This window comes from Streptomyces palmae (assembly GCF_004684805.1).
Classification (GTDB): Bacteria; Actinomycetota; Actinomycetes; order Streptomycetales; family Streptomycetaceae; genus Streptomyces; species Streptomyces palmae.
Window position 1 is genome coordinate 1 of the sequence record NZ_SRID01000227.1, and the last position, 11,108, is coordinate 11,108.

An 11,108-nucleotide genomic window follows, 5' to 3' on the forward strand; every position below is an offset into this window, starting at 1 on the left:
GCCGGAGCCGGTGGACGGGCCCGGGCGGGGGGCGCCCCAGGCGTTGCCGGTGCCGGCGGGCGCCTGCTCGCGGACGGCGTGCCAGCCATCCGAGGACCAGGTCAGACGCAGCACGCCGCGGAACGCGGCCGGTCGCTGCGTCTGCCAGGTGTGTCCGTCCGACCCGGTGATCTCGATGGTGTGCCCCAGGGCGTTCGCGTAGAGGCCGAGCACGAGTCGCGCGGGGGCCTCGATGCCGAAGGTGAGGGGCCGGGGCGGGGCCGTCGAGGAGGAGGCCACGGGAGTGTTCGGATGACCGGTGCGGAACTCCTCCAGGGTGTGGGTCATCGGGTGGATGCGGCCGTTGACCAGGCGGATGAAGAACTCGTCCACGGAGATCCCGGCGTCCGTGCTGCGCTCCACCAGGGTGTCCATGCTCGCCATGGTCCGGTAGGTGCGGGTGATCTGGCCCAGCATGTTCCGTACCGGGTCGGCCGCGGCGGGGTGCGCGGTACCGCCGGCGGGGGCCGGACCCGGGCCGAGCGCGGTCTGGAGTGCGGCGAAGAGGGAGCCGGGGCGCCCGCGGGTGTCCAGCCGGGGCAGGTGGTTGGCCTCGAAGTCGCGGAGCCCGCGCAGGAGTGCGCCCTGGTCGGAGCTGTACAGGGCGTCCATGAGGTGCAGCGGCAGATGCTCGTCCCTCAGGCCGAGTCGCATCGGGTCCTTCGTCCGCCAGGAGACGGACGCCACCGGCTTGTAGGAGAAGGAGTTGTCGATGTCGTCCACGGCCTCCTTGGCACGGTCCCGGGCAGCCTGGGCCTGGTCCCGTGCCTCCTTGGCACGCCTCCTCAACCCCTCGGCATGCTTCGTGGCCGCCTTGGCGCGCTCCTGGTCCGTCGTGGCCTGGTTGGCCGCCCGGGCCTCCTCCACGGTGGTGTGGACATAGCTCCGCGGCGCCATCGGGTCGTTCGCACCGAGGAGTTGCCCGGAGTCGCGGAGCTGGCGGAAGCCCTCCTTCTGCGCGTCGGTGAGCCCCCTGCGCTGCGTGCCCTGGTTGACCAGGCGGGCGATGGGGACCACATCGCCGTGGTTCTGCGGCAGCGGACCCATGAGGGAGCCCAGCAGCAGCCGTGACAGGTCGGTCTGGGTGGCCGCCGCGCGGAAGTCGGTGACGAAGGCCGTACCGCGCCGGTCGAGACGGAAATTGTCCAGGGCCAGGCTCAGCCGGGTGTCGTGGTCCGGGTTCTTGAGCGGGGGACGCTCGGCGGTGGCCCCGAACGCACGCGCCGCCTCGTCCTTGATCTCCCAGTCGCACATCTCCATCAGGCTGTCCGCGAGTGCGTGGTACTCGCCCGCACCGTCCCCGAAGCGGATCGGGCGCAGTCGGGGGTCCGAGAGCAGGACGGCGAGTCCGTCCACGAACAGGTTGGGTTCGGGGGAGTACGGGACGAGCGGGCCCTGCGCCCGCTGGCGGTCCCGTGCGTTCATGTCGCGGTCGATCTCGCGGTCGAAGCGGGGCAGATGGGACTGGTTGACGCCCTCCGGCACCGCTTCCCGGTACGCCTTCTGCTTGCCCGGCTTCAGCTTGGGCACCCGGTCCGCGGTGTCCTTGACGAGGCGCTCGCGAGCGGGGGTGTCGGAGGCATCGGGAGTGGTGTAGCCGCCCGACAGCAGGAACGGACGCAGCGGCGGCAGCAGATCCCCGTTCCCGTCCTCCCTTCGGGGGGGCGTGTGCGGCTCGGCGTTCGGGGCCGTTCCCTGGTGGGGCCTGGGACCGGTGTCCCCCTCGAAGCTCAGCCGGGACTCGAAGTGGTCGAAGACATGGCTGCCGTCGGGGGTGATGTGCGGGTAGGTGTCGAAGTCCAGGAAGGACACATAGGGGTGGGTGTTCCCGTTGAGCATCCCGTGGAGGGCCTGGCGGGTGCCCGCGCTGGTCAGCACCAGGTTGCGGGCGGTGCCATAGGGGAAGGAGTCGCCCTCCCAGGACATCGGGGTCGGCACCAGGGCCAGCGCGAACGGGCAGTCGAGGTCGGCGACGGCGTTCCGGATGGCGGCTCGGATGCCCGCGTCGTTCTCAGTGCGCTCATTGACGCCGACGACCACCGCCACCCGGCCGACCATCTCGTCCGACATCCCCCGATGGACGGAGTCGATGAAGTTCTGGAGCTCGCCGGGGCGTTCCAGGGTCCCGCGGTCCACGATGGCGTTGACGACGTACGAGATGGGGCGGGCGTTGTCGATGCTCTCGGCCAGCCGCGTGCGGTACGTGTCGGCGTTCAGGGTGTGGTGGCCCGCGCCGGCGGTGAGGTCGTCGAACAGGGTGTTGGAGTACGCGACCGGGGCCGAGGGCGCGGCGGGCTGCGCCGGGCCCTGGGGCTGGTGGTGTCCACCGCGCTGGTTGGCGTTGCCGCCGCCGCGGCCGGTGGTGCCGGTGTGCCCGCCCCCGCGGCCGGTCGCGCCGGTCTGCCCGCCGCCGCGGCCGGTCTGGTTGCCGGTGTGCCCGCCGCGCTGGTTGGCGTTGCCGCCCCCGCGGCCCTGCTGCTGGAAGCCGCCGCGTCCGCTGCCCTGGTGGCCACCGGCGCCCTGGTTGGCTCCCCGGCCCCGGTTGGTGAACGGCGCCGGGCTGGTGGTGATGTCGCCGAGCGGGGTATCGGGGGCGAGGCGGTTGTGGACGTCCGGTTCGGCGTGCTGGTTCTCGGCGTTCGGTTCGGTGTTCTGGTTGTCGGCGTCCGGCTGGGCGTTCTGGTTGGCGCCGTCCGGTTCGGCGTGCTGGTTCTCCGCGTCCGGTCCGGTGTTCTGCTGGTCGGCGTCGGGCTCGGCGTGCTGGTTGTCGGCGTTCGGCTGGTGGTCTCCGGAGCCCGGGGTGTTCTGTGCGGGGGGCTGGTTCGGCGGCGGGGGCGTGAGGAGGTGGGCCACGGTCTGGGCGTGGATGTTGCGGGCCCGCAGGATGGCCGTCCGGTCGTGTTCGCCGGTGAAGAGTTCGGTGAAGGCACGCTGGTGCGTCTCCAGCCGCGTCTGCGCCTGTTCCCGCGCCCGCTCCTGGATGTTCTTCTGGGTCTCCAGCTCCTGGAGGGTGGGCGGGGCCTTCTTTTTCTTCTTGCCCGCGGCCTCGGAGCTCTGGGGCTCGGCCGGCTGCTGGGCCTTCTCCTTGGTCCTCTCGATGTCCCGCTCGGTGGCCCTGATGTCCTTGTCGAGCCGGTCGATGTCGTCCTGGGCCTTGGCGGTGTCCTTGCCGATCTCCTTGACCTGCCGCACGACGGACTCGGGAATGCCGTGGCTGGGGTCGCCGTGCCGGAGGTAGGCGTCGATGGTGGCCAGGTCCTCGTCGGCGAAGCCCTTGGGGCGGGAGGAGGCGGTCCCGTCGTTCGCGGCGAGGTGCTTGGCGAGCTTGTCGTCCTGGTGCCACTGGGCGTGCTTCTGCTCTTCCACGCGGGTTTCCAGCGGAAGGCTCTTCTGGTGCTGCCCGGAGCGGGTCGGGGACTGGGTGACGATGAGCCGTTCGTAGCCCGGCGCCTTCCCGTTCGTCGCGGTCCGACCCGGGTTCTCGGGATCCTCGTGCCAGGCGGTCATCCGGTAACCGCCCATCTCGCTGTTGGGTTCCTCCAGGTAGCGGACGCCGAAGCCCATCAGCGCCATGGCTTCGAGGTTTCCGCTGCGGAAGCCGATGTGGCGGGTCTGGGCATGGCGGTCGAGGTAGTCGAAGAGCTGGAACTGGCCGGTGCGGGTGTTGCCGCCCCAGTTCGCGGCACCGGGGTCGTTCCAGAACTCGGTGAGGTTCGCGACCTGCGCGGTGAATCCCGCCGGGCGTTCGCCGCCCTCGGCGCCGGGCAGCTCACCGGTGTTGTAGTAGGTGGCGATGGTCGTGAACTTGTCCCCCGCGCCCGGTCGGTAGCCGGAGTCACCGACGATCAGCACGGCCTTCATATCGCCGAGTCCGGCGATGATCTGGGCGACGCCGAGGTAGCCGGTGTCGTGCTCGATGTGCACCTCGCCCTTCTTGCCGCTGAAGCGCGACCACACCACCGCGACCTTGTCCCCCGGCGCCAGGGTGATGCCCTTGTCGCGGAGCCACGATTCGACCCCGGCGTCCCGCTCGTCGGGTCCCACCCCCCACGCCGCCCGGACCTTCGTCCGGACGTCGTCGGTGAAGTCCTCGCCGACCCGCTTGGTGGCGTCTCCCACCGCCAGCTGGGCCCGCTTCAGCTCACCCTTGGTCTTCAGCCCGTGCTCGGCGCCGAATTCGCTCATCTTGGCGTCCAGGTCCGAGGACTTGACCACATGCACCCGGTCGGCCAGGGCCGGGGAGGAACGGTAGAAGTCGGCGATGCGGGTGGCCCCGCGCAGCTGGGTGCCCTCGTCGTAGGTCACATAGACCGAGAGCTTGTCGTCGGCGAGGAGGGCCGCCGCGATACCGAACTGGTCGCCGGAGGCGTAGTGCGGCTGCTTGATGACGGCCGGGGAGCGCTCGGGGCGGTCGGTCGCCTTCTGCTTGCCGTTGTTCGGGGCGGCGCTGGTGTTCTGGTCGGGGGTGCTGTCGGGGGCCAGCCGGGGCTGGGGAGTGCTGGGGTCGGTGGTGGTGGTCGTGGTGGACGTCGTGGTCGTGGTGGTCGCGGTGTGGAGGGGGATGAGGACGGTGTCGCTGACGTTCTCGATGGTGGTGAGGTAGTCGGCGGGGAGGTGGCGCAGGGCCTCCTGGCCGGCCTGGACCATGAGGCCCTGGTCGTGGACTCCGGTGCTGTTGGGGTCGCGGCGGAAGATGTGGGGGTCGTTCTCCGCGAGGCCGCTGGTGTCCAGGTACTCGTCGGCCAGACCGAGGTAGTGCAGGAGTTCGTGGGTGACGATGGCCTGGTCGTGGTTGAGGTCCCAGTGGCGCTGGTCGGCCCGGTCGGGGTTGGTGGTGTCGGTGAGGGTGATCGCCTCGCCGTGGGTGGGGGCGTGCACGAACTCCGCGGTCACCATGAGCTGGTCGCCCGAGCCGGGGAGCCGGTAGCCGCGGTTGACGTGGGTGTCGAGGGTCTGCTGGACCTGCTGGTTGAACGCGGCCAGGTCCTGGGGGCCGAGGTTCTGCCCGAGTGCGAAGGGCAGGGTGACGAAGAAGTGCCGCACGGTGCGCCCGTCGGCGAGCTGTTCGCGGCGTACGTTGTTGCGGATCAGGGTCCAGTCGCCGTTGAGGCGGCCGGCCTTGCGGTTCTCCTGGCGGAACGTGGGGTCGAAGCGCTCGGTGTTCACCGCGGCCGTCTTGGTGCCGTGGAACTGCCGCAGGTCCTGGGGGAGCACGGGGTGCTCGACCAACTCGCCCAGCGGGCGGGTGGCGCCGCCTTCCTCGGTGGTGTCCTCGCTCAGCTCGGTGGTGTTCACGGGCGCCGCGGAGGTGTTGGTCTCGGACTGGTCGCCCGGGTTCGGTGCCAGCGGGTTCTGGAGCGGGCCGTTCTGGTCCTGGTCGTTCCGAGCCAGTCCGTTCTGGACTTGGCTGTTCTGGCTCTGGCCGTTCTGACCCAGGTCGTTCTGGAGCGAGATGTTCTGGTTCTGGCCGTTCTGGTGCGGGGGCTGGGTGACCTGGGTCTCGTCGCGGGAGCCGTTGGGCGGCAGGGTCGGGTCGAGCGGGCGGCCGTCGGCGTCGAAGACCTGGAAGTGGGTGCCGGAGTCCTCGCGCAGGGCCAGTTCCACGGGCGTCCGGGAGGCGCGGGCGATGGCGGCGGCCCGGTCCAGGGCGGCCCGCCGCAGCCCGGGGTCGGCGTTCGCGGGCAGGGAGAGCCAGAGCTGGGGCATCCGGCGTTCCCCGGACGGGTCCTGGTCCTGGGCCGCCTCCTGGATCAGCTGATCGGTGATCTCCTGGTCCAGCTCGGCAGCGGTCCGCCGGTTCGGGGTCCCGGTGGCGGGTGGCGGCGTCGGGGTGCCGGTGGTGGTCGACTCGGTCGAGGTGGGGCGGGTCAGTACGGACAGGTCCCAGACGCCCTCGCCCCGGTCGGCCCGCGGCAGGACGCCCATGCCCAGCAGGTCGAGTTCGGAGACGCGCAGCAGCGCGGTGCCGGTGATGTGGCGGACCTCGCCGGTCGGCCCCGTCACGGTGGTGACCGTGTCCACCTCGACCTCGTAGGTCAGCAGGCCGCTGGTGGCCGTGGGCTGCCCCGCGGTGCCGATCTTCGTCCAGCGCCGGCCGCCCACCGAGACGCCACCGCCCTGGCCCTGGGGCACCGACTGGTACTGGAGCGGGGTGGTGGAGACGCCGAGGGCCTGCTTGCCCGCGGAGTCGACGGTGTGGGTGAGGCCGAGGGTGAAGTTGGCCGAGCGGGAGGTGGAGGAGGAGGCGGACATCCCGGCGCCGGTCTGCCGGACCCGGTCGAGGGTCACCCCGTGCGAGTCGCCGGCGATCCTGGGCCGGAACAGTTCGGTGGTCATCACGACCGGGGGTCGGCCGTCGGTGCCGGTGAGGGTTCCGCCGAGCCCGGCGGCCTGCCGCAGCCCGTCGATGGAGAGCTGCCCGCCGTGCAGCAGCTCCGTCAGCCGCACCGCCGCCGCCTCTTCGCTCCGGCCGCCGTCGAGCCCGCCGCCGCGGGCCAGCTTCGGGGCCACCTGGTGGACCGCGTCCAGCAGCGCCGGGGCATGGGACGGCCCGTAGACGGCCTCGGTGCCGGTGGGGCGCAGCGGGACGGCGTCGGCCAGCCGCGGGTCGGTGTGCCGGGGGTCCTGCCGGTGGATCCCCTGCCCCAGGCGGCCGCCCTCGGGGGCGAGGTCGGCATCGGGGCCCACCGGGTCGCGGTCGAGGGCGAAGCGTACGGTCACACCCGCGTGCACCGGATCGATCGGGTGGGACACCCCGTCGACCTCGACCTCCGCGGTGAAGGTCCAGGCCAGCCGGAACTCGGCGCCCCCTTCCGTGCGCTGCCACAGCCGGTTCTCGGCGGTGCTGGTGTTGGTGGCGGAGTCCGTACGGGTGGTGGAGTACGAGGTGCCCGGGGCGACCCCCAGCTTGTGGCTGCTGCCGTCCACCGTGGGCACGGACAGGCTGCCGGACAGGGAGCCGGACCACTTGGTGCTGGTGCTCCGGGTCTCGGTGATGTTGTTCGGCGCGTGCTGGGTGAAGTTCTCCAGCCCCGCACCCGCTCCGACCGGGCGGCCCCGCACCTGGGCGAGCTGCTCCGGCGTCCAGCCCGAGCGGCCCGCCAGCCGCACCGTGACGTCCTTGGCCGTCGTGCCGTCGGGATACGGGAAGGTGAAGCTGAGCGGCTGGCCGTCGCCCCGGCCGGTGAGGGTGGACAGGGCGGCGGGGGAGGTGAAGTCGGCGATCCGCTGCCGCAGTCCGGGCACATAGTGGGAGCTGCCGGGGGTGAGGGCGCCCGGTGCCCGCTCCTCGACGAGCCGGGTGAGCCGCTCGTGGAGCAGTTGGCGCTCGGCCCGCGGCGGCCGCTCGGGGGTGTGCTGCTCCGGGACGGTCCCGTCCTGGGTGGCCGGCTGCTGGTGCTGGGTCTCCTGGACCGGCCCGTTGGCGGCGGTGTTCGTGGCCCCCGGGGCGGGGAGCGGGCCGGAGAGCGTGGTGACGTCCAGCACGGCGGCCAGGCCGAGGACGCCCTGCTGGACGAAGCGGTAGGGCAGCGAGAGGTTGTGGTCGACCTGCTGTCCGCCGTCCCGGTCCGGCAGGCCCAGCAGCCCGGCGAGCCGGCCGCCGTCCCGGTGCGCCTGCTCCGGGGTGGCGAGGAACTGCACGCCGTCGCGCACCGTGACCTCGCGGGTCAGCGGAGGAATCGTGGAGTGCACCGGTCCGCCGCGCACGCCCCGGCGCAGGGTCACCTCGTAGGCGATGTCGGCGGCGACGCGGTGGTGGGTACCGCTCTCCGAGGGCACCCGGGTCATGCTGGTGGACGCGGCGGCGGTCACCGCGCGGGAGCTGCCGCGGCCGTGCACCACCTTGACGTTGCCGCCGCCGGTGACCGGGCCCTTGCCCGCCCCGGCCGCGTCGGGATTCGCCGCCGCGGCCTCGGCCTCGGGGCGGGTGTTGCCCGACTTCAGGCCGAAGCCGCCGCCCCCTTCCAGGACGGTCGTGTCGGTGACCTGGTGGGAGGCGCTGTCCGTGGTGCCGAGGTCGATCTCCCCGTACTGGGTGACCGTACCGAGGCTTCGGAGGTTGCCCAGCTTGGCGCGGACCTCCACGACCAGGTCGGTGCCGCCCAGGGCGCCGGGCACGAACAGGTCGTCGATGACGTAGGTGCCCTTGAGGATCTGGTGGGCGCGTGCGGACAGCGCGGAGGGCGTGAGCTGGGCGTGCAGGGCCTCGCCGAGCAGCGTCTCCGAGGCGGCGCGGTCGTCGCCGGTCAGGGTGTGGCGCACGGTCATCGCCGCGTCGAGAACCTGGCCGGCCAGGGACTTGGCGGTGTCCACGGCCGAGGACCACAGCGAGGAGGCGGCGCCGGTGGTCGCCGACGGGCCGGCCTGCTCCTGGTGGGTGGGCAGGAGGGGACCGGCCTGCGGGACGGGGCCGGTCGGGAAGCTGCCGGGCATGAGGCCGCCGTCCTGGTCCGGCGTGGCGGCCGTGGTCTGCCCGGGCGGATCCTCGACGGGCACCTCGCGCAGCATCCGGTCGAGCAGCGCGTTGAGTTCGGCGCTGCCGCGCATCACGTCGACCACCGCGTTGTCCGGCAGCAGCCCGCCGGGATCCTGGTCGGTGCTCGCCGCGTCCGTGGTGCCGGCAGTGCCGTTGCCGGCGCCGCCGGCCGTGTCGGTGCTGTTCGCGGGCAGGGTGCGGCCGTCCGGCAGCGCGACGTCCAGATAGGCCCGCGGCTGGTTGCCCGGGGTGCCGTCGGCACCGGTGACATAGCCGGAGTGGTAGCGGTGCAGCGACTCCTGGCCGGACAGGATCTCCAGGCTGAGCACGGCGGGCACCCGGAAGACCTCGGTATTCTGCTTGCCCGTCCCGATCAGCTGCGAGTAGGAGAGCCCGGTGCCCAGGGACAGCGTCTCGGCGTGCTGGGTGGTGTGCTTGATCTCTCCGGTGGCCGAGCCGCGGACCGGGCCGTCCTTGGTGCCGCCCGCGTCCAGGCCGCCGCCGACCCACCGGGAGGTGGTCCGCGCCTGCTGGCTGGTGCCGGGCACGGTCATCCCGCTGGTGTTCGGGATGACCACACCGCTGATCGTCTTGTGGTGGCTGACCTCATTGACCTGGCCGCCGGTGTCCTCGGGCGTCTCGCGGCGCAGGTCCAGCCGGAGTGCCACCCGGTCGTTGCCGCCGGCCGGTCCCGGCTTGTTGAAGTGGACCACGTAGCCGCCGTCGATCATCTCGTCCACGCCGGACTGGAGTCCCTGCGGCGAGGTCAGCAGCATCAGCTTGCGCAGGTTCTCCAGCCGCGCCTTGACCAGGGCCTCGCCGGCCGGGCCGGTCGACTCGCCCGCCGCCGGCAGGTATCCGTGCTCGCTGAGCCAGGCGCGGGCGTCGGCCAGGACGGCCTGGACACCGGCGCCGTCCACCGCCAGCGGCATCGCCGTCAGCCCGAGGGCCTTCAGCGTCGCCACCTCGGCCGGTGGCCGCGGCTTCTGCTCGGGGACGGTGCCGTTCACGGTCTCCGGGCGCAGGGTGCGGATCCGCGCGTCGGTCGGCGGCGCGGTCCAGGCGGGCCGGGTCGTGCCGTCCGCGGGGATGAACGTCACGCGGTACCGGACCCGCGCCGGGGTCAGTACGTGCCCGGTGTTGCCGCGCAGGTTGTGCACGGTGTTGTGGCCGGCCCCGGCGCCGAAGCCGCGGTCCTTCTGCCAGCTGCCGCCGCCCTTGAGCGTGGTGTTCAGCCCGAAGTTGAAGTCCCGCAGCGCGGACGGGCCATTCGGTGACTGGGCGTTCCAGTTCGCCGCGAAGGAGCCCTCGGCGCCCAGGGTGACCGAGACCTTGGACATCGAGTCCACCTTGGTCTGCCGGTCCAGCGAGCGCTCGAAGTTGTACGGGGTGCCGACCTCGGTGTCCCGCAGCCCGTCCCCCGCGCGCGGGGTGACCTCGGCGACCACCTTGAAGAGGCCGACCGCGTTCCCCTTCGAGTCCAGCAGGATCGGCGAGAGGGTGCCCCGGGTGTCCTCGCCCTGGCCCGCCGAGAGCCGCTGCAGCGGAAGCGCGCCCAACTGCTGCGGGCCGCCGAAGAACCGCTCCACGGCGGTGAGCGACTCCGGGGAGAGCGTGCCGAGCTCGGTGGCGTACTGCTGCCGGACCCCGCGCAGCAGGGCGCCCGGATCGGACAGGGAGTCCAGGGCCCACAGCGGCAGCTTGTCCAGGTGCTCAGCGAACTCCGCGGCGTCCCGGCTGATCAGATGCGCGGGCCCGGTGGTGTCCTCCGGGCCGGTGGTCTTGAGATGCGCCGGGAACCAGGCGGTGACCACGCCGGACTCCCTCGGCGGCGACCAGCCGGAGCCGTCCTCCTGGTTGTTCTCCTGGTCGATCTCCGGGAGTTCGATGTGCTCGTCGTTCCCGCGCGTCGCGTCGGGCTCTGTCGTAGTGGTGCTACCGGTGTTCTGCGGGGTCCCGGTGGACACGGTCGGTACGGGGGTGCGGACGCTCCACGAGGCCCGGTAGTCGTACGGGGTCGCCGGCTCGCCGCTGCGCAGCAGACTGGTCGAGACGACGGACTGGGTGACCGTGGTGGACAGGGTGTTGCGGCCCAGACTGCCGGTGGGCGTGACGGAGAAGGAGAAGCCGGTGAACCGGTTCCAGATCTCCGACAGCACCGGGACCGCCAGCTTGTTGGCGGCGTTGGCGAAGGTGCCGGCCCAGGTGGGTACGGAGAGGGCGCGCACCGAGGTCGTACTGCCCTGGGAGTTGCTGTCGTAGCCGGAGGACTGGCGCTCCTCGTTGTTCCGCGGCGGGACCCGGCCGGCCTGCCCGTACCGGGCGGAGGGCGCCGGGTCGGACAGCCGCAGCCGGACGTCGACCGGGTGCGTGGCGCCGCCGTAGACCAGGTGGAGGCGGTGGCCGTCCCGGCTCAGCAGCATGACCCGGTTGTCGTGCAGGGACTGGCCGCTCAGCTGGGCGGCCAGCTGCGTGGTGACCTCCGCGTGGTGCGGGTCCTGCGGGGTGAGCCCGAGCGCGTCCAGCACCTGCTGGTGCAGGTCGGCCACGGTCTCCGGGGGCAGCGGGTCGAACTGCACCCCGCCCGGCACCC

Annotated in this window: 1 pseudogene; it reads right to left on the reverse strand. The window is 72.5% G+C overall.

Going from position 1 to position 11,108, the window contains the following annotated elements:
* Window positions 1-11,108 (reverse strand): annotated as a pseudogene (locus E4099_RS33135) (hypothetical protein); the annotation flags it as partial.